22 protein-coding genes and 1 pseudogene are annotated in these 24,557 nt (G+C 62.8%); 4 read left to right on the top strand and 19 right to left on the bottom strand.

Annotation, left to right across the window (positions count from 1 at the left end):
- Positions 1-339: 339 nt before the first annotated feature.
- Positions 340-2,862, bottom strand: a complete 2,523-nt coding sequence (locus JMY24_RS05885) for an AsmA family protein (RefSeq protein ID WP_201701505.1) — start codon at positions 2,860-2,862, stop codon at positions 340-342.
- A gap of 219 nt (positions 2,863-3,081) precedes the next feature.
- Between JMY24_RS05885 and JMY24_RS05880 the strand changes: the two genes are divergently transcribed.
- Positions 3,082-3,792: an ABC transporter ATP-binding protein gene (locus JMY24_RS05880; RefSeq protein ID WP_128594976.1), complete on the top strand. Its 711-nt coding sequence runs from the start codon at positions 3,082-3,084 to the stop codon at positions 3,790-3,792.
- A complete protein-coding gene (locus JMY24_RS05875; protein ID WP_128594975.1) occupies positions 3,789-4,595 on the top strand; it encodes an ABC transporter permease in 807 nt (268 codons plus the stop codon). Before JMY24_RS05880 ends, JMY24_RS05875 begins: the two co-directional genes overlap by 4 nt.
- 246 nt (positions 4,596-4,841) lie before the next feature.
- On the opposite strand, the gene JMY24_RS05870 is transcribed toward JMY24_RS05875, so the two are convergent.
- The 4 genes from JMY24_RS05870 to JMY24_RS05855 form a co-directional block, all read right to left on the bottom strand.
- Positions 4,842-5,405 (bottom strand): DUF6013 family protein, encoded by a 564-nt coding sequence (locus JMY24_RS05870; RefSeq protein ID WP_128594974.1) that lies wholly within the window; start codon positions 5,403-5,405, stop codon positions 4,842-4,844.
- A 201-nt stretch (positions 5,406-5,606) separates the two neighbouring features.
- On the bottom strand, positions 5,607-6,623 hold the full coding sequence (locus JMY24_RS05865; RefSeq protein ID WP_128594973.1) for a zinc-binding alcohol dehydrogenase family protein: 1,017 nt from the start codon (positions 6,621-6,623) through the stop codon (positions 5,607-5,609).
- Positions 6,624-6,742: 119 nt separating this feature from the next.
- Positions 6,743-6,883 carry a hypothetical protein gene (locus JMY24_RS05860; protein WP_164853481.1) on the bottom strand — a complete coding sequence of 47 codons (141 nt, stop codon included), beginning with the start codon at positions 6,881-6,883 and terminating at the stop codon, positions 6,743-6,745.
- Between the two features lie 12 nt (positions 6,884-6,895).
- The gene (locus tag JMY24_RS05855) at positions 6,896-7,651 is read right to left on the bottom strand and encodes an alpha/beta fold hydrolase (RefSeq protein WP_128594972.1); all 756 of its coding nucleotides are present in this window, start codon (positions 7,649-7,651) and stop codon (positions 6,896-6,898) included.
- A 749-nt stretch (positions 7,652-8,400) separates the two neighbouring features.
- Between JMY24_RS05855 and JMY24_RS05850 the strand changes: the two are divergent.
- A pseudogene (locus JMY24_RS05850) lies at positions 8,401-8,589 on the top strand (LysR family transcriptional regulator); the annotation flags it as partial.
- A gap of 202 nt (positions 8,590-8,791) precedes the next feature.
- Here JMY24_RS05850 and JMY24_RS05845 read toward each other — a convergent pair.
- The 5 genes from JMY24_RS05845 to JMY24_RS05825 all read right to left on the bottom strand — a co-directional run bounded on the left by JMY24_RS05845 (position 8,792) and on the right by JMY24_RS05825 (position 15,354).
- Positions 8,792-9,100 carry a hypothetical protein gene (locus tag JMY24_RS05845; protein WP_128594971.1) on the bottom strand — a complete coding sequence of 103 codons (309 nt, stop codon included), beginning with the start codon at positions 9,098-9,100 and terminating at the stop codon, positions 8,792-8,794.
- A 50-nt stretch (positions 9,101-9,150) separates the two neighbouring features.
- The gene (ligD, locus tag JMY24_RS05840; protein ID WP_128594970.1) at positions 9,151-12,231 is read right to left on the bottom strand and encodes a DNA ligase D; all 3,081 of its coding nucleotides are present in this window, start codon (positions 12,229-12,231) and stop codon (positions 9,151-9,153) included.
- A gap of 130 nt (positions 12,232-12,361) precedes the next feature.
- Positions 12,362-13,387 carry a non-homologous end joining protein Ku gene (gene ku / locus JMY24_RS05835; RefSeq protein ID WP_201701504.1) on the bottom strand — a complete coding sequence of 342 codons (1,026 nt, stop codon included), beginning with the start codon at positions 13,385-13,387 and terminating at the stop codon, positions 12,362-12,364.
- Positions 13,388-13,549: 162 nt separating this feature from the next.
- Positions 13,550-14,794 carry a cytochrome P450 gene (locus JMY24_RS05830; protein ID WP_128594969.1) on the bottom strand — a complete coding sequence of 415 codons (1,245 nt, stop codon included), beginning with the start codon at positions 14,792-14,794 and terminating at the stop codon, positions 13,550-13,552.
- Positions 14,795-14,946: 152 nt separating this feature from the next.
- A complete protein-coding gene (locus JMY24_RS05825) occupies positions 14,947-15,354 on the bottom strand; it encodes a hypothetical protein (protein ID WP_201701503.1) in 408 nt (135 codons plus the stop codon).
- Here JMY24_RS05825 and serB point away from each other — a divergent pair.
- Entirely contained in the window at positions 15,337-16,176 is an 840-nt protein-coding gene (serB, locus tag JMY24_RS05820; protein WP_128594968.1) for a phosphoserine phosphatase SerB, read from the top strand. The genes JMY24_RS05825 and serB overlap by 18 nt on opposite strands.
- A gap of 86 nt (positions 16,177-16,262) precedes the next feature.
- Here serB and JMY24_RS39220 read toward each other — a convergent pair whose 3' ends face one another.
- The 9 genes from JMY24_RS39220 to JMY24_RS05780 all read right to left on the bottom strand — a co-directional run bounded on the left by JMY24_RS39220 (position 16,263) and on the right by JMY24_RS05780 (position 24,452).
- Entirely contained in the window at positions 16,263-16,394 is a 132-nt protein-coding gene (locus JMY24_RS39220; protein WP_268960745.1) for a hypothetical protein, read from the bottom strand.
- A gap of 36 nt (positions 16,395-16,430) precedes the next feature.
- Positions 16,431-16,892, bottom strand: a complete 462-nt coding sequence (locus JMY24_RS05815) for a hypothetical protein (protein WP_128594967.1) — start codon at positions 16,890-16,892, stop codon at positions 16,431-16,433.
- Between the two features lie 171 nt (positions 16,893-17,063).
- Positions 17,064-18,248 (bottom strand): cystathionine beta-lyase, encoded by a 1,185-nt coding sequence (locus tag JMY24_RS05810; protein ID WP_201701502.1) that lies wholly within the window; start codon positions 18,246-18,248, stop codon positions 17,064-17,066.
- Positions 18,249-18,376: 128 nt separating this feature from the next.
- Positions 18,377-19,063, bottom strand: coding sequence for a hypothetical protein (locus tag JMY24_RS05805; RefSeq protein WP_201701501.1), 687 nt, complete (start codon positions 19,061-19,063; stop codon positions 18,377-18,379).
- Between the two features lie 49 nt (positions 19,064-19,112).
- Positions 19,113-20,297 carry a beta-ketothiolase BktB gene (gene bktB, locus JMY24_RS05800; RefSeq protein ID WP_128591814.1) on the bottom strand — a complete coding sequence of 395 codons (1,185 nt, stop codon included), beginning with the start codon at positions 20,295-20,297 and terminating at the stop codon, positions 19,113-19,115.
- A gap of 75 nt (positions 20,298-20,372) precedes the next feature.
- The gene (locus JMY24_RS05795) at positions 20,373-21,308 is read right to left on the bottom strand and encodes a sugar kinase (RefSeq protein ID WP_128594964.1); all 936 of its coding nucleotides are present in this window, start codon (positions 21,306-21,308) and stop codon (positions 20,373-20,375) included.
- A 3-nt stretch (positions 21,309-21,311) separates the two neighbouring features.
- A complete protein-coding gene (gene rimO, locus JMY24_RS05790; RefSeq protein WP_128594963.1) occupies positions 21,312-22,703 on the bottom strand; it encodes a 30S ribosomal protein S12 methylthiotransferase RimO in 1,392 nt (463 codons plus the stop codon).
- Positions 22,704-22,937: 234 nt separating this feature from the next.
- Positions 22,938-23,582, bottom strand: coding sequence for a polyhydroxyalkanoate synthesis repressor PhaR (gene phaR, locus JMY24_RS05785; RefSeq protein ID WP_201701500.1), 645 nt, complete (start codon positions 23,580-23,582; stop codon positions 22,938-22,940).
- Positions 23,583-23,711: 129 nt separating this feature from the next.
- On the bottom strand, positions 23,712-24,452 hold the full coding sequence (locus JMY24_RS05780) for a 3-ketoacyl-ACP reductase (protein ID WP_128594961.1): 741 nt from the start codon (positions 24,450-24,452) through the stop codon (positions 23,712-23,714).
- Positions 24,453-24,557: the final 105 nt, after the last annotated feature.

The following is a 24,557-nucleotide window of genomic DNA, read 5'->3' as shown; positions in this document are numbered from 1 at the left end:
TTTTGCTGTCGTCAGCGGTGTCGTCAGCGCTGTTGTCAGTCTTACTGTGTCGCGCATGCTCCTCCGGGAGAAGCGCGGCGTGTTGAAAAGCTGCCAGCACGAGTCCTGCACATAGAGCTACCGCGAGCTTTCTCTTTCCCTTCGCCTCATTCCTTCTCTTTCATCGCGCGACGTCATTCGCTCGCGCGAACCGATCACATCAGTTCCGCGCCATTGTGCTTACGCCGACTCCGCGCTCCCTGCGCTATGTCGAAGGCACGCTGATCAGCCATAAAAAGACGAACGAAAAGCCGCCGCCAAGGGTCCAGTGGAACCAGTCCGCCGGCAGAAAAAAGTGCATCAGCTTCCCTTGTACTGGGCTGCGCTCGCGGGCGAAACGGTCGCGGGCTTGCGTCCAGTCGGCGCAGGCGCTGAGGCCGCCGACGCGGCCGACGCCGCCTCCGCTGAACGCTTGTTGACCGGCACCCCCTCGAGCGAAATGGCGGGCTTCGGCTTCTGTTTGGTGCCAGGCGGCGGCGCCGTCGGAGCCTGCCGGACTTGCGACAGCAATTGGGTGCACGGCAACGGCTTGTTATTGCTCGGCGCGAGCAAGGGCAGCAGCGCCGCAAATGGATTGATCAGGCCGAGGCCCACAGCCGCGCCGCCCCGCAACGCCAGCGCGCCCACGTTCACGCCGACGTGCGGGTCCTTGAACGTGCCCTTTGCATACAGTGGGGAGCGCAACGAGAACACGCGGAACCCCTTCGTATGCGGATGCACGCCGAGGTCCATGGTTTCGTCGCGCAGATTGACGTTGCCGTCGATGTCGATCACGGCGTCGTCGGTATCGAGTGCGAACACGCGCGAATCGAGCACGCCATTGGTCGCAACAAAATCCGCGGCGGCACAGTTGATCTTCACGTCCCGGTTGCCGAAGAGCTTTTCATACACCACATTCGCGACGTTCAGGCCCGCGGCTTCCATCAGCAAGCGGCTCACCGTACCTTCGGTGACGAGCGCCTTCACCTCACCGTTCGAGGTGGCGGCGAGCGCCGCGGGCGAATTGCCCGTCGCGGTCAGCGCGGCGTCGCCATTGATCTCGCCCAGCGCGTTTTGCATCGTCTTGAAGTTCGGAAACAGCTGCTTTAACTTCAGATGTCGCGCGGTGGTCGCAAAGCGTCCCTTCAGCGGCGCGCTGCTGCCGTCCAGATGAATGTTGGAGGCGAGCGTGCCGCCGGCTACGCCAAACTTCAACGGCTCGAGCGACAGCACGCCGTCTGTCATCACGACGTGGGTGTAGAGATCGGTGATCGGCAGATCGACGTTCTTGACGATGCGCCGGCCGGTGAACTTCACGTCGGCGTCGATCGCCTTCCAGCGGTCGGTGCGGAACTCCTCGACGGGCAAGGCCTTGTTCGACGGCTGCTTGGCCGCATCGCCACGCTTGGCCTTGCTCGCGTTGGAGTCCGCGCCGATCACCGGCGCGAGATCCGAGAACTGCAGCAGGTGCGACACGAGTTCACCCTGCAACAGCGGTCGCGGTCGGCGCGCCGTGTAGGTCAGCGAGCCGTTCAGGTCGCTGCCGCCCACGCGGCCTGTAAAGTTTTCATACTTGAAGACGTTGCCGGTGGTCTTGAACTGACCGACGAGGCGCCCTTCCGTTGCGTAAGGCGGCGTGTCGGGCAGCGTCACGCCCGTCAGCGAATAGAGTTTTGCCATGCTGCTGCCCTGCACCCACAGGCGCATATCGACGGCGGAAAGATGCGCCGGGTCCGTGAGCGTGCCCACGAGACCGACGTGCAGGTCGCCTGCCTTCACATCGGCCTGAACGGGGAACGGCCGGTTGGCGTCCTGGAGCGCCAGCACACCGCCCACTTTGCCGCTGCCTGAGACCGGCGTTTTGTTGTAAGTGCCTTTCAAGGTCCAGCCGATTGCATACGGCGGCACCTCGCGCTGCGCGCCCCGCGCCGCGCTCGTGCTCTCGGCGCTAGCACCGCTCGCACTCGATGCCGCTGCCACGTCTGCACCGCTCGCGCCAGACGCCGCTGTGACTGCCGCGCCGCTTGCGCCTTTCGAACCGCCCGCGGTGAGCCCACCCGTGGCGCCTGTCGCCGCCGTCGTGCCGGATGCATGGATGTCCGTTGCAGAAGCGCCTGAAGCCGCCGCCGCGGAAGCGGCCGAGGCCGCCTGCGCATCAGCCTGGGCGCTCAATTTTTTCGCGCCGTCCTTGCCGACCGCTTCCGCCGATGCCTTGCGCGATGCCTCTTCCTGCTGCTTCATTGCCTCGCCGATCGGAATCGGCTGACCGAGCGTATCGACGACCATCTGCACATCGACCTTCTTCTGCTCGTCGGACAGCGCGATATTGCCCTTCGCGAACACGATGTCGTGCAACTGCAGCTTCCACTGCGACGGCGTTTTCGACGACGGCAGCTGGAACGTCCAGTTATTGCGCCCGTCGACCATGCGTTCGAGATCAACAGAAGGATTCACGAGGTTGATCGCGGGGATCACGATGTTGTGCGCGATGAGCGGCAGCACCTTCACCTGGAAGTCGATCTCGTCGAGCGTCGCGAACTGCGGGCGCTTCGCCCAGTCGGGGTTCGCTATCGTGATGTTGGCCGCCGAGAAGCGCGGCCAGGGCACCCAGCTTTTCCAGCCGGTTTCGCCGACCGGGTGCCGGAAACCCACCTTCAGATCGCCATTGATGGTGAACTGCCGACCGATCGCCTGCGTAACCTTATCGTTGACGTAGGGCCGCGCGCGGTTCCAGTCGAATGTGAGAATGAAAACGGTGAGCGCAACCACGAGGATGACGATGATCGCGAGTATCCATGCGACGATTTTGCCGACCCGTCTTCCCGCCGTGCTCGACCGTGCCATCAAAAGGCTCCCTTGTTGCTTGTTGGTTGTCGATCGCGCAGCAGATATTGTGCCCGCCAGCGCCGGCGCAGTGCTTCGTCGCTTCGTCGCTTCGTCGCTTCGTCGCTTCGTCGCTTCGTCGCTTTATGCGCGCGGTGCGGCTCGGCGGCTCGCGGCCGGTCTCAGTCCACTTTATGATGCTGCATCGCGCACCCCGCCCTCTACGCACCACCTGTTTCCATGACCGATGTCCCCTTCCTCTTCGCCGACGGCATCGTCCGGCGCGATGCATCGCGCGGCCAGACCCTGCTTCAGTCCACCACTTTCGCGCTGCACGCCGGCGACCGTGTCGCAATCACCGGAGCGTCAGGCTCGGGCAAGAGCGTGTTCCTTCGGGCACTCGCGCTGCTCGATCCGCTCGACGCCGGACGCGTCGTCTGGCATGGCGCGCCCGTCGCCCGAGCCGCGATTCCGCGTTACCGGCGCAGCGTCGCCTACATCCGGCAGCGGCCCGCGCTGCTCGACGGCACAGTCGAAGATAATCTGCGTTACCCGTTCGAACTGCGTGCGTATCGCGATACCCGCTTCGACCGCGAACACGCGGCCGATCTGGTCGCGCAGGCGGGCCGTTCGGGCGATTTTCTCGCCAAACGCGCAAGCGAACTGTCAGGCGGCGAAGCGCAAATCACCGCGCTGATTCGCGTGCTGCAACTCGCGCCCGAAGTGCTCCTGCTCGACGAACCGACTGCGTCACTCGACCCCGAGTCGTCGCACGCCATCGAAGGACTCGTGCGCGCATGGTTCGACGCCGATCGCCGTGCTCACGCTTCGATCTGGGTCTCGCACGATCCGGCACAAGCTGCTCGCATGAGCGAGCGCCATCTGACGATGCATGCGGGCGTCCTCGAAGAGCCCACCGTCGCGTCCGCACAAGGAGCGCCCAGCCGATGACATTGCAAAACCTGAGTCTTTGGGACGTCGCGATCGCCGCGTTGCTGATCGTCGTGAACGGCGTGGTGTCGGTGGCACTCAAACTCGATCTCGAACGCAAGCTCGCGTGGGCCGCTGTGCGCACCGTCGTGCAGCTGCTCGCGATCGGCTATGTGCTGGGTTGGGTGTTCCGCTACGACCACTGGTTCGTGGTGCTGCCGTTGATGACCGTGATGACGCTGATCGCCGGCTTCGCGGGCGCGCAGCGCGGCAGCCGCACATATGCGGGACAACGCGCGGACAGTGTGCTATCGATCTGGGTCAGTTCGTGGCTGGTGGCAGCGGTTGGGCTCTTCGTCGTGATCCGCATTCACCCTTGGTACGAACCGCAATATGCAATTCCGATTCTCGGCATGATCCTCGGCAATACGCTCACAGGCGTCTCGCTTGGCATCGAACGAATGACCGAGGAACTGACCGCCCGGCGCGACCGCGTGGAGATGGCGTTGGCGCTCGGCGCAACGCGCTGGGAAGCGGCACAGGCGCCCGCTCGTCAGGCGGTGCGCGCGGGTATGATGCCGACGCTGAACCAGATGGCCGTGGTCGGCGTAGTCAGCCTGCCCGGCATGATGACCGGCCAGGTGCTAGCCGGCCAGTCGCCGTTGCAGGCGGTGCGCTATCAGATCGTAATCATGTTCCTGATCGCGGCATCATCGGCGCTCGGCACGGTGGGCGCGGTGCTGCTCACCTACCAGCGCCTCTTTTCGGCGGAGCACCGGTTTCTGTCGGCGCGGCTGGTCGAACGGGCCGGCGTGCGGCGCTGAACCGCTTAGACTGGATCCGGCGATCCGGCGATCCGGCGATCCGGCGGTTCAGCGGTTCAGCGGTTCAGCGGTTCAGCGGTTCAGCGGTTCAGCGGTTCAGCGGTTCAGCGGTTCAGCGGTTCAGCGGTTCAGCGGTTCAGCGGTTCAGCGGTTCAGCGGTCCAGCGGTCCGGCGATCTCGATCTTGCGATCCGGCGATCTGCGATCCAGCGGTCCGGCGGTCCGGCGGTCCTACGATCCGGCGCGGTCAGCGTTTCGCGCTGATCGCGACGACCGTGCCGTCACTGAGCGTTAGCGTCTTCGTACTGCCATTCACCGGCATCGTAAAGCGCAGCACCTGGCTCACGCTGACATCGTTCGGACACTTGAGCGATTTTCCACCGGCCGTGACAGTCTTCACGCCATCTGGCTTGTGCGCCTGGAAGCTCAATTGCACGGTCGCGGTGCCGTCGTCGGCGACGACCGGCGCGAGGCGGATCTGCGTCTGGCGGATCATCGCGCCATTGGAGTCGAGCGGCAGCGACGCATAGTTCGGACACGCATCCGTCGCCGGAATGGCGCCCCCGGGCGGCACCGTCTTCCACGTGAAGTCGTCCGACTGACCGGAGCGGATGGTGCGCGTTTCCTGCGAGTTGCCGAACTGTTTGGATGTGACGCGGACCGTGTAGCGAATCGGACCGTCGAGGGCGGATTGCGACGTCACCGTGATCGGCGTGGCCGCATGAGCGGCAGGCGCGAGCAGGCCGCAACAAAGCACGCAAGCGAGAGAAGCGACAACTGGAACGGCGGAGAGTTTGAAGCTGGAGCTCATACTGTCACCTCGTTGTTGTGCCGCTGCATGCCCGCGCAAGTGCGGCTGCCCGCGCATGATCCTGGTGCAGCGCGCGGAAGCCGCCGGCGGACGCGAGACACGCAACCGTTTTAGCATGATGCGTCACCAGTCTACCGCCAAGCGATGCCGCGCGCGCTCCCTGGGCATCGGGTGTTACCCCGCTTGCGTGGACTCGTTTTCTCAGAAGCCGGTCAGGACGAGCTTGCCGATCGCGCGCCCTTCTTCGAGCAGAGCATGCGCGCGGCGAAGGTTCGCCGCATTGATCGCGCCGAGGTGTTGGCCGACGGTCGTGCGCAACGTGCCGGCATCGACGAGACGCGCCACCTCGGTCAGCAGCTTGTGCTGCTCGATCATGTCGGGCGTGCCGAACATTGAACGCGTGAACATGAACTCCCAGTGAAACGCGGCGCTCTTAGCCTTCAGCAACTCAACGGGCACCGGCTTGCTGTTTTCGACGATCGAGCAGATGCCGCCCTGCGGTTTGACGAGCTCGGCCGCGACCGGAAAGTTCTTGTCCGTGTCGTTGAACATCAGCACGTAGTCGACCTGTTCGATGCCGAGTTGCTTCAATTGAGCGGGCATGTCGCCGAAGTGATCGACCACATGATCCGCGCCCAACTCTGTTGCCCATTTCGCCGACTCGGGACGCGACGCGGTCGCAATCACTTTCAGCTTCGCGAGCTGTTTGGCCAGTTGGATGCCAATCGAGCCGACGCCGCCCGCCCCGCCGAAAATCAGCACCGTGCGCCCTTCGTGCGCGCCTTGCGGCGAGACGCCGAGGCGATCGAACAACGCTTCCCATGCGGTGATCGCCGTGAGCGGCAACGCGGCCGCATGGGTGAAATCGAGCGACGCGGGCTTGCGTCCGACGATCCGCTCGTCAACGAGATGGAACTCGCTATTCGCGCCCGGTCGCGTGATGCTGCCCGCATAGAACACGGGATCGCCAACCTTGAACAGCGTCACGTCCGGACCGGTTGCGACAACCGTGCCGGCGGCGTCCCAACCGAGCACCCGCGGCGCTTTTTCGACGCTGTCTTTCGGCGCACGCACCTTCGTGTCGACCGGATTCACCGAGATGGCCTCGACTTTCACGAGCAGATCGCGACCAGTTGCTTCAGGTTTCGGGATATCGACGTCGATCAGGGCTTCGTCGTGGTCGATGGGCAAATAGCGATAAAGGCCAACGGCTTTCATAGGTGCTCCCGTGTTTGTTCCGATGAGGTTGAAGAACCGGTGAAGCCGGCGCGGGCTTGAAGCCGCTCGCGTCATGTCAGGCAGACCGCCGATCCGTGGACTTGATCGTAAGCCCTCTCTTACTTTGGTAGAAGCGGCATCGTTCCGTCGCGGACATCGACGTACGCGCGCTGGAAGGTCCGCTCCACTGCGTCGAAGTAACGGGTATTGCGCAGTGCCCAATGCGCCGCTTTACCGATCTGATGCCAGTTTCCGGTCATAGGCGCCTCCGGTCAGGCCGCGAGCTGGGCGACCATCCCGCTGACGATTCGGCAGAACCCGTCGGGCTCCTCGAGCATCATCATGTGGCCGACTTCCGGCTGGACCACATAGGACAGCGCCGCAGCGTGCGCCCAGTCCGGGGCGTTCCATCCAGCCGCCGATCTTTCGCCAGCGAGCATGAAGAAGGGCGTACCCCGCTCGACGACCATGCGAATGCGCGAAAGGAAATCGGGCGCGCCGGTTTCCGCCACCACCGCGCGCGCCATTGCCTGAATCGTTTCGCGCGGTTGGTTTGCGAGTGCGGTGCGCGCCCACTCGAGACGCTGCTGCCTGACGGCAATGCCGCCGTTTTCAAGCCAGCCCTGCGGATCGGCGACGAGGCGCGCGTGCTCCGCCTGCCACGCGGTGGCATCCACACCGGCGATTTTCCAACACCAGAATGCGTCGTCGAGCGTGAAATTTCCTTCGACATTAATCACCCCGCGCACAAGGTCGGGCGCGGACGCGGCAACGAGCATTGCGACTGCGCCGCCTACACTGTGTCCCAGCAGGACACTCGGCGCGCTGACGTGCTCTTGCATATAGCGGATCACATGCGCCGCCTGGCCCGCCAGCGTGATCGGCTCGACCGCGCTGTCTCTCAGCGCGCCGTAGCCGATTAGATCGGGGGTATGAACATCGACGCCGGCTATGCGCCGGTTCGGTGCATAGAAGCTTTGTGACCCAAACAGGCCGTGAATCATGACCAGCGGCATAGCTTTACTCATGGTGTTTCACCTGGCAATTGCTGCGTCGCGCACCTCGATATGCGCCGCTCCAGATTTATTATTTGATAATAGAGGCGTGCATATTTCCGTTTATCGCAACCGAGCTTGTTATTTATCAAGTTTTCACGCAACAAAAAGACCGCTTCGATTTTATCGATGCCCCGTAATATTGAAACATGACAAGTTCATCCAATTCAAAATGAGATATCCATCCTAGCGAACCAACGATTCTCAGGCGCCATCAACATGATCAATCCATGAATGCAGCAAACCCGCTGAGCGGATGAGCATCGCAAAATTCGTCGCTCTCATTAGACGCGGAATCAACACGTCTCGCGGGGATACAGCGATAAATTAATACCCCTAAGTAGAGTGCATCAATCTATCTAATTGAATATAACAAGATATAACGCTATTTAGTTTCGTATGAAGCTTTAATCTTGTCAAGCGCAATGGATCCGTTAACGAAAATTTAACGATTGGCCACGATTATGATTTTTCCAAAAAACGTTGCAACCTCTTGAAATTCCTCGGTGCATCCATGCGCTTTACACATAATACCTTGACGCAAACAAAGACAATATCATGCGAATGGCATCAAACGGCCCCGTCATTTTTTAAAATGCCAGTTCGATAATGAGACGGGAAACAAACCCGGGACTTGCAGAATAGAGACGTCGACAAAGGTGCTACGAAAATCTCGGTACTAAGAAAGTTTTCTTATCTCGAGGCACACGCTTGGGAATTAAGTCGCGCCGCTTTTGTTGCGCAGCGGCGAACTGGTCAGCGTGCTCGAAAACTATCCGCTCGCCGAGAAGGAGGCGATTCGGGCTGTGTACCCGAGCCGCGCGTTCGTACCGCCCAGGACGCTCGCGTTCATCGACTTTCTTGCCGGGCATTTCGGCGTTCCGCCTTATTGGGACGCAGAGCCGGAGTGAGGTCGGTGACGTTGGAAATCACTGATCTGAGAGCGAGGCGGACCGCACGAAGGCCAGCCCATTGGTGAAGTTTGCACGAATCGGCCTCCACCACCTTCAGTTCGGCACCCCTCGACCTCAGTCAGTCTGCCCCTCGCCCCAAGCCAACTTCACGGCCATCCGCAGGCGGGCCTATGGTTCCCCGAAGTCGGCTTGCAATGCCTCACGAGTCGCCCCTGCCGCCTGCCGTACCTGGCGATTTCTCGTCCGTGTTGACGTCGGCCTGCGCGTCGTTCTGCGTCTTTTCCTGATACTCGCCGCCACCGCGGCGGTCCGTGTCCTGCAGGCCGCGTTCGACGTCGCTATGCGCCTGTTTGCCGATAGGTCGTGGCTCTTCGTCGTGCTGCGAGCCGGCGCTCTGGTCGCTCTCATGCGGCAACGGCGCGGCTGCGTCCTGCAATGACTGCGGATCCTTCTCGGCATGCGGATCGGCCTGCTTGCCGCCGTCCGACGATTGCGGTGTGCTCTTCATAGCCAGCTCCTTCTATCTGTTCGGTATTGCACTCGACGCGAACGCGCCGGCTACGCTCCGTTCAGGCGTTTTCTCATTGCCGCGGTGATACGCTGGCGCGTCTTCGAGTAATCGGCCCACGGGTCGTTCTTCAGATTTGCAAGACGCTCGTGCAGGTTCTCGATATTCCACTGATCGCCGCCGGTGGTCGCCGCGACTTCGTCCCAGGCGAGCGGCACCGAAACGCCCAGCCCCGGCCGCGCCCGCGCGGAAAACGCAGCGACCGTGCTCGAGCCGCGGTTATTGCGCAAATAGTCGACGAATATCTTCTGCTTGCGATTTTGCGCGCCCATTTTCGCGCTGAAATACTTGGGCAGCGTGCTAGCCATGTGCTGAGCGACGGCCTGCGAAAACTCCTTCACCTCGTCCCAGCCCGCGTGTTTCGACAGCGGCACCACGACATGGAAGCCCTTGCCGCCGCTTGTCTTGCAAAAAGACGTGAGGCCGAGTTCGTACAGCAGCGAGCGCGTCAGTTGAGCGGCCTCGATCATCCGGTCCCAGCCGAGCGACGGATCCGGATCCAGGTCGAACACGACGCGGTCCGGCTTCTCGATATTCGACGCCACACCATTCCACGTGTGAAATTCGATCGTGCCCATTTGCGCGGCGCCGACCAGTGCCTTCACGCTCTCCACCGTGATGAGCGGAGGATGACCGGGGTCGAGCCCGGGGTGCTGTGTGATGTTCGGGATCGACAGCTTCTGGCTGTGCTTCTGGAAAAAGAGCTCACCGCCAATGTCCTCAGGCGCGCGCACGAGCGACACGGGCCGGTCCGCCACATGCGGCAACATCCATTGCGCGACCGATTCATAGTAGTGCACGAGGTCGATCTTGCGCGCGCCGGTGCTCTTGTCGATCACGCGGTCCGGGTGCGATACGCGAACGCCGGCGACTTCGGCGGGCGACGCGGATTTTGTCGGCCGCGGCGCAGCGGATTTTGTGTCCGCGGTTTCTCCTTTTAATGTGGTGGTTTTTGCTGTTTTGCTCGCTGGTTTCGCCGCCGCCGTGGTCGTAGCCGTTGTTTCGCCACCGGTTTTGGCCGTCGATTTAGCCGCCGTTTTGGCCGTCACCTTCGCGGTGGATTTGGCGCCCGTTTTGGCTACCGCTTCGGCGCCCTTTTCCGTGCCATTGCTTGTGCCCTTACCTGCGCCCTTTTCCATGCGCATTCCCGTTGCTTCTTCCCCCGTTGCCTTACCGGCGGAGCGCCTCTTACTTGCGCCCGAAGTCTGCACGTCGCCATCAGTCTCAGCCGCCGCCCGCCGTCCCGAACGTTTCTTCGGCGCCGTGTCGGATTCGACCTCAATATCCGTTTGTCGTTGCACGTCGTCCCCCTTGCGTGGTGCTTCCTTGACGATCTGGCGCGCCGGCTTGTCGCTGCGCAAACTGACGAACGACGCCTGGCGCACGATACCGTCGCTCGTCCATTCCGCGAAATTGCATTCCGCGACGAGCACGGGCTCGACCCAATGCACTGGCGTGCGACTGCGCTCGCGCGGCGGGCTTGCGAACGGCATGCGCTTCGTCTCGTGTGCGTCGAGTTCTTTCTTCACCGAGCGCAGCAAGGCGGCGTCGAAACCGGTGCCTACGCGCCCGGCATATTGCAACTTGCCCTTGCTGTCGTGCACGCCGAGGAGCAGTGCGCCGAACGCCGCGCGGCTGCCCGATGGTTCCGAATAGCCGCCGATCACGAACTCCTGGCGTCGGCGGCACTTCAGCTTGATCCACGTGGCCGAGCGGCCGGACATATAGCCGCTGTCGCGCCGCTTACCGATGATGCCTTCGAGCGCCATGTCGCACGCGCTTTTCAGCAGATCTTCGGCGCTGAACTCGAAGTCGTTCGAAAAGCGCAGCACGCTGTCGTCGACCGGTTCGAGCAGCGCGCGCAGGATTGCGCGTCTTTGCTGCAGCGGCACGCCGCGCAAGTCGTAGCCGTTCAGAAACGGCACGTCGAACAGATACACGACCATGTCTTGCGGCCGGTTCGAATCGAACGCGTTTTGCAGCGCCTGGAAGTTGGGCACGCCGTTCTCGTCGAGCACCACCGCTTCACCGTCGAGCCACGCGCTTTCCAGGCCCAGTTGTTCGAATGCCTTCACCTGCTTGCCGAACTTCGCGGTCCAGTCGTTGCCCGCTCGCGTGAAGACCTGCACATTGCGGCCCTTCGCGTTCGCGTCGATGCGGGCGAGCACGCGATAGCCGTCGAACTTGATTTCGTACGACCAGTCATCCCCAGGCGGCGCAGCATCGACGAGCGTCGCCAACTGCGGCTTCAGCGTCGCAGGCAGTTTCGCTGCCACCGCACCTTCTATCGCGGGCGACGCGGCCAGTTCGCGCAACGACTCGCTGCTGCGCGTCGCCACGATGTCCGGACGCTTCGGATCGCCGCGTACGGGGGCCGCCTTACCTTTCTTCGCGGCAACCTGCTTGTCGGGCCGCTTATCTGATTGTTTATCTGTTTGCTTGCTCGTCTGCTTGCCAGCTTTCCCGTTGCGGGCCGGCGTCGCGCCGAGCACGCTGCCGGGCTGTTCTGCGAGAACATCGTATTCGCTCTCGGGACGCGCCTCGTCGTCGCGTTCCTTGATGAGCAGCCACTGCTCCTTGTCGGCATTGCCGCGCATGTGGCTGCGCACGAGCGTCCAGCCGCCGCGCAGCTTTTCGCCGTGCAGGTGAAACTTGAGCTTGCCGGCCTGATACGCACGCGCCGCCTCGGCCGCGCCGCCGACCGGCTCCCACGTGCCGCGATCCCAGACGATCACCGTGCCCGCGCCGTAATTACCCGGCGGAATTTCGCCTTCGAACGAACCGTACTCGACCGGGTGATCTTCAACGTGCACAGCGAGACGCTTGACCGACGGATCGAGGCACGGCCCTTTCGGCACCGCCCATGAAAGCAGTGTGCCGTTCAGTTCGAGACGGAAGTCGTAGTGAAGGCGCCGCGCGTGGTGCTCCTGGATGACGTACGACAAGCCCTCGTCCGGTCCTGGCCGCGCCGCGTTGCGCGCGCCGCGCTTCCTGGTCGCCTTGGCGCCGGCAGGCTCGGGCGTTTCGTCGAAGCGGCGCTTGCGGTTGTAGAGGTCGAGTCGGTCGTTCATGGCGCGGACTCCATCGGGGTCGAGATAGCGATGGCTTGCGGCGCTTGAACCGAGCGGTCGGATCGGGGCACGACCGGGTTCGTGCCGAAGTTCGTGCCGCTATCTGCGCCCCGTTGCGCTCGCCGCTCCATCATGCCGCCGCGCGGCGCTTGCGCGCAGTCGTCGACTTGGCCGTGGCACGTCCGCCGCCACTGCCGCTGCTACTGCCGCTTCCACTCGATCGAGGCGCGCTTGTCGAGCGCGTCGTGCGTGGCTTTTTACGCGACGCCGTCGAGCCGCTGTCCTCTTGTGAATCGCTATCTTCGTCGGCAGTCTCGTCGGCGGCAGCGCGCTTGCGCGTGCCCGAAGCAGGCTTGCTCTTACCGCGTCCAAGACTGCGCTTGAGCAGGTCGGACAAATCCAGAATGTCGGCCGATTGACGCGACTCGCGCGGCGCTTCGATGTCCGTGATTTCCTCGGTCTTGCCCTCGCGGACCTTCCGGTCGACGAGCGCCATGATGTCGTCGCGGAACGTGTCGTGGTATTTCGACGGGTCCCAGTTGTCGCTCATGTCGTCGATCAGCTTCTTTGCCATATCGAGCTCGCGCGCGCTGACACCCGCCGCCTTGGTGCCTTCGGCGGGCAGCTTGAATTCGTCGAAGTCGCGCACTTCCTCCGCCCAGCGCAGCGTGTTCAAGGCAAGCACCGGCCCGACCGGAATCAGTGCGGCAAGATGCTGCTTGTTATGCAAGACGACACTGGCCACGCCGACCTTGCCCGACGATTTCATCGCCTCGCGCAACAGCGCATAGACCTTTTCGCCCTTGCGGTCGGGCGTCAGAAAGTAAGGTGTGTCGAGATAGAGAAAAGAGATGTCGGGTGCGTCGACGAACGCGAGAATATCCACCGTCTGCGTGGATTCGGGATTCGCCGCGCGAATCTCGTCATCCGTCAGCACCACGTACTTGTCCTTCTCGTATTCGAAGCCGCGCACGATGTTATCGCGCGTCACGTCCTTGCCCGTGCGCTTGTTGATCTGCTTATAGCCGACCGGATCGATCGTGCGCTTATCGAGCAGGTTGAAGCCGACCTTCTCCGACTTCGTGGCCGGATACAACTGCACCGGTACGTGGACAAGGCCGAAGCTGATCGCGCCTTTCCAGATCATGTGTGCCATCGTGCGCTCCCCTAGGCCTAAGACCCATGAAGAAGCACCAAGCGTGCCACGGTTTTCCGACCACGCGCGGCGCGGGGGCGTTGGCCTCCGCGCACGCCGCGCTGTAAGTCTTGCATGATGGCGGCAAAAACTACGGAGTCCCCTGCATTGCCGCCTGCACCTCTATCGGCAAATGAGCGGTACGGAAGCGAACCCGCGAAACCTCACGCGCCCGCCGCGCGTCGGCTCGCCGTCCAGTCGATAAGATGGAAAACGCTGGATGAAACGGCCGATAGCAATGCGTGCCTCGAGCCGCGCGAGCGACAGACCCGCGCATTGATGGATGCCGAAACCGAAAGCGAGGTGCCGGTTGGGCGCGCGGCGGATATCGAAGCGGTCGGGCTCCGGAAACTGGTCCGGGTCGCGATTGGCCGCGCCGATGCACAGCGTAATCGGCGTGCCGCGCGCAACCGGCAAGCCGCCTATCTCAGTGTCGACTGTCGTCATGCGGTTGCCGAGCTGGTTCGAACTCTCAAAGCGCAGGCATTCTTCGACTGCCGATTCGATCAACGACGGTTCTTCCAGCAGCGCGGCGCGCTGATCCGGCCATTCGGTCAACGTGACAAGCCCGTTGCCGATCAGGTTCGTGGTCGTTTCGTGACCGGCATTCAGAATGAAAATACAGTTCTGCAGCAACTCTTCTTCCGACAATTGCTCGCCGTCGCCGCTTTCCCCGCGCTCGCCTTGAATGAGGCGCGTGAGGACATCGTGTTGAGGATCGCCCGGCTCGCGCCGGCGCCGCGCGACCAGATCGCGCAGGTAATCGACGAACTCGCTCACGGCGCGATTGCCCCGCTCGAACTGCGCGTCGGTGAGCGACGGCTCCAGCGCGCCGAGAATTGCGAGCGACCAGTCGCGCAACGGCGCGCGTTCCGCGTGCGGCACGTCGAGCAGATTGCCGATGATCTCCACCGGAATCGCCGACGCGAACTCGCCGATCAGATCGATGCGCTCGCGTTCGGCCGCGGCATCGAGCAGGCCGTCGACGAGGCGCACCAGACCGGGCTCCATTGCCGCTATCGCGCGCGCGGTCAATGCGCCGGCGATCAGCTTGCGCACGCGCGTATGGCGCGGCGGATCGTTGAACACGAGGCTCGTGGTGTGATGCGCGTAAAGCGGCGAGTCGCCGTACTTCGGCTTGAATTCGACGGTCTTGTCCGAACTGAAGGTCTTCGGGTCGCGGTATACGGCCTGCACGTCGCGAAAGCGCGTGAGGAAGAGCGACCCGTCGGGCATGCGCTTGACTGGCTCATGAATGCGCAATGCGCTGTAGACCGGGTATGGGTTCGCGTAGAACTCAGGGCTCAGATGGCGCAGATCGAAGTCGCGCGCGAGGATGGCTGTGTCGCCGGCGGTCGCCGTGGGCATGCGTTGTCTCCGTATGGTGTGCTTTGTTGCTCCTGCATCGCAATGACCGTGCTCCGCGCTTTCGATGCGCTCTCGCTGCGCTTTGCGAGCGTTGGTCGATGCCTTTCTCTGCACGCTTCGCGCAGCGCTCGTTGATGGAGTTCTCGCGGCGACTAGAAGGCGTGGATGCAGTGAGCGTCGAGCGTCGTTTGGCTCGTCAGTATGAACCAGGCACGCAGGGATTGCATTGCCGCTAACCCGCGTTTGGCGCGTTTGGCGTTTGGCGTTTGGCGTTTGGCGTTTCGGCGTTGGGCGTTGGGCGTTGAGCGTTTGGGCGTTTGGGCGTTTCGGCGTTTCGGCGTTTCGGCGTTTCGGCGTTTCGGCGTTTCGGCGTTTCGGCGTTTCGGCGTTTCGGCGTTTCGGCGTTTCGGCGTTTCGGCGTTTCGGCGTTTGAGCATTGCCGCGATGGCGCGATGGCGCGATGGCACATCCCGTCGAACCGTTACAATAAGCGGATTTCCCGCGAGCCCTGCGCTCGCCTTTTCCTGGTCAATGCGTCGTTCATGAACCTCGTCATCCAAAGCCCCGCGCCGATTTCCGCCGATCACCACAAAACGCTCGTTGCGCTCGCACGCGGCTCGCACGCCACCGTTGTCGACGCAAGCGCGATCCGCATCGCCGGCGCCGATATCGCGCAGCGTCCGGACCTGGACGTTTATTGCGGCACGCATCGGCTGGACTACGCGTTTGTCGAAGCAGGCCGCAAGTTGCACGACTTCGGCCTTGTCGCGATGGACATGGATTCGACGCTGATCGCGATCGAATGTATCGATGAAATCGCCGACTTCTGCGGTCTGAAAGCGGAAGTCGCCGCCATCACCGAGGCCTCGATGCGCGGCGAGATCAAAGACTTCAACGAAAGCCTGACGCGCCGCGTCGCGCTTCTGAAGGGACTCGACGCAAGCGCGCTCGAACGCGTTTATGAAGAACGCCTGCAGCTTTCGCCGGGCGCCGAGCAAATGCTGGCTGGCGCGAAAGAAGCGGGACTGAAAACGCTGCTGGTGTCGGGCGGATTCAACTTCTTCACCGAGAAGCTGAAGGCACGGCTCGGCCTCGACTTCACGCGCGCTAATACGCTCGAAATCGTGGACGGCAAGCTGACGGGCAAAGTTCTCGGCGAAATCGTCAATGCCGATGTGAAAGCGCGCACGCTGCGCGAGACCTGCGCGCGGCTCAACATTGACCCGTCGCGCGCAATCGCGATGGGCGATGGCTCCAACGATCTCAAGATGATGGCCGAAGCGGGACTTTCCGTTGCGTTCCGTGCGAAGCCGGTAGTACGTGAAGCGGCCAGCGTGGCGTTCAACTACGTGGGGCTGGATGGGTTGTTGCGGTTGTTTTGAGGTTAGATGCCAAGGTGGGGTGGTTGCGTCTTCGTTGCGTCTTCGTCGTGTCTAATGGCTGCGCGAGGTAGCGCAGCTTGGACAGACTATCTTTCCGTAAACGCCCAGAGCAACGCCACGACCATGAAGAGAAGGTCGATAGCCATTACGATCGAGGTCCACTTTAAGATACGCCAATGATTTTTCTCCGATGCGAGGAAAGTTACTAGCTTGTTCATAAGTGCCTCCTTGAGAGAGCCAGTATAAATGCTGCACTATCCAATAAATCGGCTCACGTAGATGTGTAGGATTGCCAATAAGATGGCCGAAACACAGGTAGACACGATCGAACAACCGATTGCCACTCGCGAAAAACTCCCTCCGGTCGGCTGCGTGGAGTGGTGACTAACACGTCTAGCCACCCTGCCGTAGTGAGCGTTGAGAAGGCAAGACATGACGATGATGGAACATACGAAAGCCAGCAGGCAAAAAGTCACCATGCCGAACTCAAGAACGGCGACTGCCCTGCCGCCCTGCTCCAACGCCGTCACCAGCTCATAAACCCCGGCGGCGCACAACCCGATCGCACACCAGAACAGTTGCCCATCTTTGACCGAGTCCGCGATCAGTTCCTTCGCAACCGCCCAGCCGTGTGCGGGCGCGACCAGCGCCAAGGTAAAGATCGGGCCGATGATTGGCACACCGAGATTGAGCAACATCCACAAAAACAGGTTCATCGAAGCGCGCCATCGTGCCTGGCAGTGAGGTCAGATGTACACGATCGTACCGGGTCGAGATGGAGCCTAACAATCAGCCAAACGGCCAAGGCGTTGGGCGCAGCATAAGAAAAAAGCCCACCGTGAACGCATCACGGTGAGCTTGTCTCACTGCGCCGACGCAGCGTCAGTTCACGCGAGTGCCGCGAGACACTGCTCGATATCCGCTTGCAAATCGGCTTCTTCCTCGAGGCCGATATAGAACCGCACCAGCGTGCCGCGATGCGGCCACTCGCCTTCGGTACGCATCGACGCAATGTCGTACGGCATCACGAGGCTATGCGCGCCGCCCCAGCTCCAGCCAATGGCAAAGAGCTCCAGCGACTCGCAGAAGGTGTCGACCTGCGCGGCGCTATAGCGGCCGTCGAACACGACGGAGAATAGTCCGCCAGCTCCCGTGAAGTCGCGCTTGAAGAACTCGTGGCCGGGACAGTCTGCAATTGCCGGATGCAACACCGCGGCGATCTCCGGCCGCGTCTTCAGCCACTGCGCGAGCGCGAGCGCCGAGCGGTCATGCTGCTGGAAACGCACCTGCATCGTCGGCAGGCTGCGCAGGATCAGCGAGCAGTCGTCCGACGATACGCCGAGGCCCATGCGCATGCGCGCCGCCTTGAGCTTCAGATGCAGTTCGCGATCGACGGTAATGGTGGCCCCCATCAGCACGTCGCCGCCACCCGACTGATACTTCGTGAGCGCCTGCACCGAGATGTCGACGCCGTGATCGAACGGACGGAACCCGAGCCCGGCGGACCAGGTGTTGTCGATTGCCGTCACCACGTTGCGGGCGCGGGCGACCGCGGTGATTGCCGGCACGTCGGCCACTTCCATCGTCACGGAACCGGGCGCTTCCAGCCAGATGAGCCGCGTGTTCGGCTGGATCAATTCGGCAATGCCCGCACCGATCATCGGGTCGTAATAACGAACCGTCACGCCGAAGTCGCGTGCGAGCCAGTCGCCGTGATCGCGGTTCGGCGAGTAGACGTTGTCGGGAATCAGCACGTCGTCGCCCGATTTGACGAGCCCGAAGTACACGTTCGAAATAGACGACAGGCCCGAAGGCTGCAACAGAGCATGATTGCCGCCCTCGATCGCGGCAAGGCGCTGCGCTAGAGCGAGCGACGTTGGCGTTGCGTGCAGACCGTAGCGCCATTGCGCGTCGTTTTTCCAGTCGAGCGCGCGCATGGTCGCGAGGTCCGGAAAAACGACGGTCGACGCGCGCGTGACCGGCATGGAGAAAGACTCGAAGCCCGGCGTGAGCTTGTCCTCTGCATGCACGATGCGAGTCTGCAAAGCTCGTTTGAGTTTGGATTGGGTCATGGTGAATTCAATGAAGAAAGACGATGCGAAGAGCGGAGAACGCCGCGCCGCTCACGCAAGAGTAGACGAGTCGGCGGAATTTCGCCGCGCCGGGCGCTGGAGCCGCGAGCCCCGCGCTACGCGCAGGGTCACTCGCCGGTTTGCAGGTTGCTGACGCCGCCTACCGGCCGCCCTGCTCCCGTTGGCGCTGCCGGCGGAGCGGCGGCTGCGGGCGCCGTCGCAGCGGGGCGAGTCGCGGAAGCCGTGCCGCCCGCAGCGGCTTTGCCGTCTTTCGCAGTAGCAGCAGCGGCAGCCGCCGCCGCGCCGGCTGCCGGCACCGCTTGCCCTGCTGCCAGCGGCTTGAGATCGAATGGCTGCGGGTTTGAATCGTCGACGTTCATCCGGTCGCCGGCCACCGAACCGTCCGCCGCGAACTTGCCGACCCAGTTGCCGGTAATGTGCGTGCCGTCGTTCGATTCCTCGACTTCGAGCGTGTCGCCATCACGGTCGCCGGCGATCAGGATCACTTCACCGGTGTCCGTGAACTGATACTCGCCATGAACGCCGGACGGATCGTCCGTCTTCGGGCCGAGGCGCAGCACGATCTGGCGTGAGCCGAGCATGCCGCTGTAGCGCGGGAACCTGGCGAACTCGGGGCTCGGCTTGAGCGGCAACTGGATCGGCGGGGGCGCGGCGAGTTCCTTTACCGCGTCGCTTTGCGCCCAGGCCGTTTCCGGCGACAACGCCACCGCGCTCACGGAGAGCAATGCGGCAACGCTCACGGCCGCCCAGCCGCGCCGACGCATCGCGCCTTTAACCGATTTCGATTCCTGCATCCGTTCCTTCCTCAATTGCCTGACTACTGCTTGCCACGCTTCCGGCCATTCAGATCCGTTCGAAGATCGCGGCGATGCCCTGTCCGCCGCCGATACACATCGTGACGAGTGCGTAGCGCCCGCCAATGCGCTGCAGTTCGTACAGCGCCTTCACGGTGATCAACGCGCCGGTCGCGCCGATTGGATGGCCGAGCGAAATGCCCGAGCCGTTCGGGTTGACCTTGGCCGGATCGAAGCCCAGTTCCTTGCTGACCGCGCAGGCTTGCGCGGCGAACGCTTCATTGGCCTCGATCACGTCGAGGTCCGCAACCGTCAGCCCGGCACGCTCGAGCGCCTTGCGGCTCGCGGGCACAGGACCGATGCCCATATAGGCGGGATCGACGCCCGCATGCGCGTACGAAACGAGCCGCGCCAACGGCTTGATGCCGCGCTGTTCGGCAACGCTGCGCTCCATCAAGACGACGGCAGCGGCCGCGTCGTTGATGCCCGAAGCGTTGCCCGCCGTGACCGTGCCGTTTTCTTTCGCGAACACGGGCTTGAGCTTCGAGAAATCTTCCGCCGATGCGTTCATGCGCGCGTGTTCGTCGGTATCGAACACGGTGTCGCCTTTCTTCGACGGAATCGTGATCGGCAGGATCTGTTCCTTGAAGTGGCCGCTCGTGATCGCGTTGGCGGCGCGGCGATGCGATTCGAGCGCGAGCGCGTCTTGTGCTTCGCGCGAAATGTCGTATTTGCGCGCAACGTTCTCAGCGGTCACGCCCATGTGAACGGACTGGAACGGATCGTTCAGCGCGCCGACCATCATGTCGACGAGGCGCGCGTCGCCCATGCGCTGACCGAAGCGCGCGGCGGGCATCGAGTAAGGTGCGCGGCTCATGTTCTCCGCGCCGCCGCCGATCGCGATGTCCGCGTCGCCGAGCAGCACGCATTGCGCGGCCGACACGATCGCCTGCAAGCCCGAGCCGCACAGACGGTTCACGGTCAGCGCGGGCGTGTGCTGCGCGACCCCGCCGTTGATCGCGGCCACGCGGGCAAGATACATGTCTTTCGGTTCGGTATGCACGACGTTGCCGAACACCACATGGCCGACTTCGTCGCCTGACACGTTCGCGCGTGCGAGCGCCTCGCGCACGACGCGCGCGCCGAGATCGGTCGGCGGAAAGTCTTTCAGACTGCCGCCGAAGCCGCCGATTGCCGTACGCACACCGCTCACCACCACCACGTCCCGTTGCATTGCTCGCTCCTCGTTTAGTCTCTCAAGATGATTGGCTTTGGCTCGACCGGTATCGCGGCGCGTAATGCGCGGCGCTCAGCCGGCCAGAATCTGTTCGACCGCCGCCCGCGAAGGAATCGGCGCAACTGCGCCATAGCCTTGCGTGGACAGCGCCGCGGCGACGTTCGCATAACGCGCCGCTTCGAACGGATCGTCGCCTTCGACCAGCCGCGCGATGAACGCGCCGCCAAAGCAGTCGCCCGCGCCGGTTGCGTCGACCGCATTGACGACGTGGCCCGGCACGACGCGCCGCTCGTCGGGCGTCGCGATGTATGAACCTTCCTTGCCCAGCTTCAGCGCAACCACGCGCGGGCCGTGCGACAGAAGGAAATCGACGATCTCGTCGCGACCGGTCAAGCCCGTGAGTTCGGTGACATCGTCCCAGCTTGGCAGGCAGATGTCGGTCTGACGGATGGCTTCGAGCATCAACGCGCGGGCCCGGTTCAACGGCCACAGCTTCAGGCGCAGATTTGTGTCGAAACTTACCCGCACGCCATTGGCGCGCGCATGCGCAATGGCTTCGAGCGCGGCGTCGCACGCGCTCAGGCTGATCGCGAGACTGATGCCCGACAGGTGAACGACTTTGGCAGCGGCGATTGCGTCGAGCGGCAGGTCGCGCGGCGCATAACGGCTCGCCGCGGAACCTGCGCGCAGATAGTCGAACGCGTGGCCGTCCGGGCCATGCGAGACGAAATAAACGCCGGTGGACGCATGCGGGTCGACGCGTACGAGCGCGGTATCCACTTGCTCGCGTTCCCACAGATCGATCAGCAGGCGCCCGAAATGATCGGCACCGACCGCGGACACGAACCCGGTGCGCGCGCCTTGCCGCGCGGCCGCGATGCAAAAGTTCGACGTGTCGCCGCCGAAACCCTGCAGATAGTTCGGTTCGTCTTTCGCCGACTGGTTGAACTCGATCATCGCCTCGCCGAGCGCGAGGATTTCCGGTTTAGCTGACGTGCTTGCCGACATCGCTCAGACCTCGCCCCACAAGTCGTGGCCGTCCGCGCCGGTGATCTTCACCGACACGAAATCGCCGACCTTATAACGCTTCGACGCCTTCACGGCGGGGGCGATATACACGACGCCGTCGATCTCCGGCGCATCCGCGGCCGTGCGGCCAATACCGCCGTCAGCGTTGATTTCGTCGACCAGCACTTTCAGCGTCTTGCCGACCTTCTTCGCGATCCGTTTCGCCGACACTTCCTCGGCCACTTCCATGAAACGCGCGCGGCGCTCCTCGCGCACTTCATCGGGCAACGCGCCGTCGAGTTCGTTCGCCGTAGCGCCTTCGACCGGCGAGTAGGCAAAGCAGCCGACACGATCCAGTTCGGCCTCGCGGATGAAGTCGAGCAGCGTCTGAAACTGTTCTTCGGTCTCGCCCGGAAAGCCGGCGATAAACGTGCTGCGGATCGTCAGGTCCGGGCACATTTCGCGCCACGCCTTCACGCGCTCCATCACTTTCTCGGCGTTGGCCGGGCGCTTCATGCGCTTCAACACTTCAGGATGCGCGTGCTGGAACGGCACGTCGAGATACGGCAATACGTGACCTTTGTACGGACCTGCCGCCATCATCGGGATGACTTCGTCCACGCTCGGATACGGATACACGTAGTGCAGGCGCACCCACGCACCGTATTGCGCGGCCAGTTCGCCGAGTGCGCCGACCAGATCGGTCATACGCGTCTTGATTGGCTTGCCGTTCCAGAAGCCCGTGCGATATTTGACGTCGACGCCGTACGCGCTCGTGTCCTGCGAAATGACGAGCAGTTCCTTCACGCCGGACTTGAAAAGATTTTCCGCTTCGAGCATCACTTCCGCGACCGGGCGCGATACGAGATCGCCGCGCATGGACGGGATGATGCAGAACGTGCAGCGGTGATTGCAGCCTTCGGAAATTTTCAGATACGCGTAGTGACGCGGAGTGAGCTTCACGCCCGCGGCCGGCACCAGATCGACGAACGGATCGTGCGGCTTCGGCAGATGCGTGTGCACGTGCTGCATCACTTCGCCCAACGCGTGCGGACCGGTGACGGCCAGCACCTTCGGATGCACTTCTTCAATGAGCCCCGAGCCGCTCGCGCTCTTCTTCGCGCCAAGGCAGCCGGTGACGATCACCTTGCCGTTTTCATTGAGTGCCTCGCCGATGGCGTCGAGGCTTTCCTGCACCGCTTCGTCGATGAAGCCGCAGGTATTGACGACCACGAGGTCCGCACCGTCATACGTGCCGGAAATTTCATAGCCTTCGGCGCGCAGCTGGGTGATGATCTGCTCGGAGTCGACGAGAGCTTTCGGGCAACCGAGGCTGACGAAGCCGACCTTCGGACTTGAAGGCGTCGGCGAGGTGGAGGGAATGGTCTGCGGCATAGGTGAATCCGGCGTATAGCGGTGACGTGGCGACAATGGGGACGATCGGGACAGCGCGGCAAGGACAGGGAACTGGAAACTCACGACGCCCAGATCCGAAGAACCAGCGTCCCGCGCACGCAACCCGCTATTGTACCGCGCTCGCGCCGCCCAGCCTGCTGCGCGCCGCACCATCCGTGCTGCAAGCCCGCACCGCCATGCGGCTGCACGCCGCGCCTGGCCGCGCTCGGACCGCTACTTCTTTTCCGGCTCGGGATTGGCCTGCGGGCTAGCCGGCGCCGCGGTGTTGGCGCTGCCCGGCACGTTGGCCGCGCCACCCGGCACGTTGACCGCGCCGCCCGGCGTGAACGGGAATGTGGCGAACATGGACTTCGCCTGGTTCTGCATCTGCTCCTGCATCTGCACGAACATGTTCTTCGACTGCTCGATGTAGCTCGTCATCATTCCTTGCATCATCGGCGCCTGCATGTTCATGAACTGCGACCACACCTCGGGGTTCATCGCCTTGCCTTCATACAGGTTCTTCGACTGATCGGCGAGCTTCGCCTGAATGTCGATGAAAGCCTGAATGTTCTTCTCCAGATAGGTGCCCATCATGCCCTGCATCGCGTGCCCGTAGAAACGGATGATCTGCGACAGCATCGACGACGAGAACATCGGCAAGCCGCCGCTCTCCTCCTCGAGGATGATCTGCAGCAGGATCGCACGCGTCAGGTCTTCGTTGCTCTTCGCATCGATGACCTTGAAATCCTCCTGGTCCAGCACGAGCTGTTTGACGTCCGTCAGCGTGATGTACGTGCTTGTCTCGGTATCGTAGAGCCGACGATTCGGATATTTCTTGATCAGTCGTTCGGCTGCTTTCTTTGTAGTAGTGGTCATGTAACGCCTTTGAGCGCAAGTAGAGCGCGGACGGCGTGCCGGCTGCGCAATCGGGCATTTGCGCAACCGGGACGCCGCCGGAACCATCCGAGCCAGAACGCGCTGCCTTGTGAGCGGCGCGCCTGTAACTCAGCCCATATGCAATCCGCCGTTCAGCGAAAAATCCGCGCCCGTGGAAAAACCGGATTCTTCCGACGCGAGCCACGCCACGATCGAGCCGATCTCGTCCGGCTGGCCGAGGCGGCGCACCGGAATCGTCGCAACGATCTTTTCCAGCACGTCCGGGCGGATCGACTTGACCATGTCCGTGCCGATGTAGCCCGGCGACACGGTGTTGACCGTCACGCCCTTGGTGGCCACTTCCTGCGCGAGCGACATCGTAAAGCCGTGAATGCCGGCCTTCGCGGTCGAGTAGTTGGTCTGTCCGAACTGCCCCTTCTGCCCATTCACCGACGAAATGTTGATGATGCGGCCCCAGCCGCGCTCCACCATGCCGTCGATCACCTGCTTCGTGACGTTGAAGAGACTGGTCAGGTTGGTATCGATCACCGCGGTCCAGTCTTCGTGGGTCATCTTGCGGAACACGACGTCGCGCGTGATGCCCGCATTGTTCACCAGCACGTCGATCTCGCCGACTTCGGCCTTGACCTTGTCGAACGCGGCCTTGGTCGATTCCCAATCGCCGACGTTCCCTTCGGACGCGACGAAATCGAAGCCCAGCGCCTTCTGCTCCTCGAGCCACTTCACGCGGCGCGGCGAATTCGGGCCGCAGCCCGCGATGACCCTGTAGCCTTCTTTGTGCAGCCGCTGGCAAATGCTCGTGCCGATGCCGCCCATGCCGCCCGTTACATACGCAATTCGCTGTGTCATGACCTAGACTCCGTTATCGTTTTCGAGGCGCCGACCGGCTGCCCCGACCGGCTACCTATCCCCTCGCCTGATGCTTGATCTCGCCGCCGTCTCGCGAACGGCTGC

Origin of the sequence: Paraburkholderia kirstenboschensis, from assembly GCF_904848585.1 — a bacterium.
Taxonomy (GTDB): domain Bacteria; phylum Pseudomonadota; class Gammaproteobacteria; order Burkholderiales; family Burkholderiaceae; genus Paraburkholderia; species Paraburkholderia kirstenboschensis.
The sequence above is the reverse complement of the archived record's forward strand: the minus strand, read 5'-3'. Positions and strand labels throughout refer to the sequence as shown.

Bases quoted from the DNA above. Each gene is read 5' to 3' on its own strand.
- JMY24_RS05780 (WP_128594961.1), bottom strand. From the start codon at position 24,452: ATGACACAGCGAATTGCGTATGTAACGGGCGGCATGGGCGGCATCGGC.
- JMY24_RS05865 (WP_128594973.1), bottom strand. From the start codon at position 6,623: ATGAAAGCCGTTGGCCTTTATCGCTATTTGCCCATCGACCACGACGAA.
- JMY24_RS05885 (WP_201701505.1), bottom strand. From the start codon at position 2,862: ATGGCACGGTCGAGCACGGCGGGAAGACGGGTCGGCAAAATCGTCGCA.
- JMY24_RS05870 (WP_128594974.1), bottom strand. From the start codon at position 5,405: ATGAGCTCCAGCTTCAAACTCTCCGCCGTTCCAGTTGTCGCTTCTCTC.
- bktB (WP_128591814.1), bottom strand. From the start codon at position 20,297: ATGCAACGGGACGTGGTGGTGGTGAGCGGTGTGCGTACGGCAATCGGC.
- JMY24_RS05810 (WP_201701502.1), bottom strand. From the start codon at position 18,248: ATGACCCAATCCAAACTCAAACGAGCTTTGCAGACTCGCATCGTGCAT.
- JMY24_RS05795 (WP_128594964.1), bottom strand. From the start codon at position 21,308: ATGTCGGCAAGCACGTCAGCTAAACCGGAAATCCTCGCGCTCGGCGAG.
- JMY24_RS05880 (WP_128594976.1), top strand. From the start codon at position 3,082: ATGACCGATGTCCCCTTCCTCTTCGCCGACGGCATCGTCCGGCGCGAT.
- JMY24_RS05830 (WP_128594969.1), bottom strand. From the start codon at position 14,794: ATGCCCACGGCGACCGCCGGCGACACAGCCATCCTCGCGCGCGACTTC.
- JMY24_RS05855 (WP_128594972.1), bottom strand. From the start codon at position 7,651: ATGAGTAAAGCTATGCCGCTGGTCATGATTCACGGCCTGTTTGGGTCA.
- JMY24_RS39220 (WP_268960745.1), bottom strand. From the start codon at position 16,394: ATGAACAAGCTAGTAACTTTCCTCGCATCGGAGAAAAATCATTGGCGT.
- JMY24_RS05860 (WP_164853481.1), bottom strand. From the start codon at position 6,883: ATGACCGGAAACTGGCATCAGATCGGTAAAGCGGCGCATTGGGCACTG.
- ligD (WP_128594970.1), bottom strand. From the start codon at position 12,231: ATGAACGACCGACTCGACCTCTACAACCGCAAGCGCCGCTTCGACGAA.
- phaR (WP_201701500.1), bottom strand. From the start codon at position 23,582: ATGACCACTACTACAAAGAAAGCAGCCGAACGACTGATCAAGAAATAT.
- ku (WP_201701504.1), bottom strand. From the start codon at position 13,387: ATGGCACACATGATCTGGAAAGGCGCGATCAGCTTCGGCCTTGTCCAC.
- JMY24_RS05815 (WP_128594967.1), bottom strand. From the start codon at position 16,892: ATGAACCTGTTTTTGTGGATGTTGCTCAATCTCGGTGTGCCAATCATC.
- JMY24_RS05875 (WP_128594975.1), top strand. From the start codon at position 3,789: ATGACATTGCAAAACCTGAGTCTTTGGGACGTCGCGATCGCCGCGTTG.
- JMY24_RS05845 (WP_128594971.1), bottom strand. From the start codon at position 9,100: ATGAAGAGCACACCGCAATCGTCGGACGGCGGCAAGCAGGCCGATCCG.
- serB (WP_128594968.1), top strand. From the start codon at position 15,337: ATGAACCTCGTCATCCAAAGCCCCGCGCCGATTTCCGCCGATCACCAC.
- rimO (WP_128594963.1), bottom strand. From the start codon at position 22,703: ATGCCGCAGACCATTCCCTCCACCTCGCCGACGCCTTCAAGTCCGAAG.
- JMY24_RS05805 (WP_201701501.1), bottom strand. From the start codon at position 19,063: ATGCAGGAATCGAAATCGGTTAAAGGCGCGATGCGTCGGCGCGGCTGG.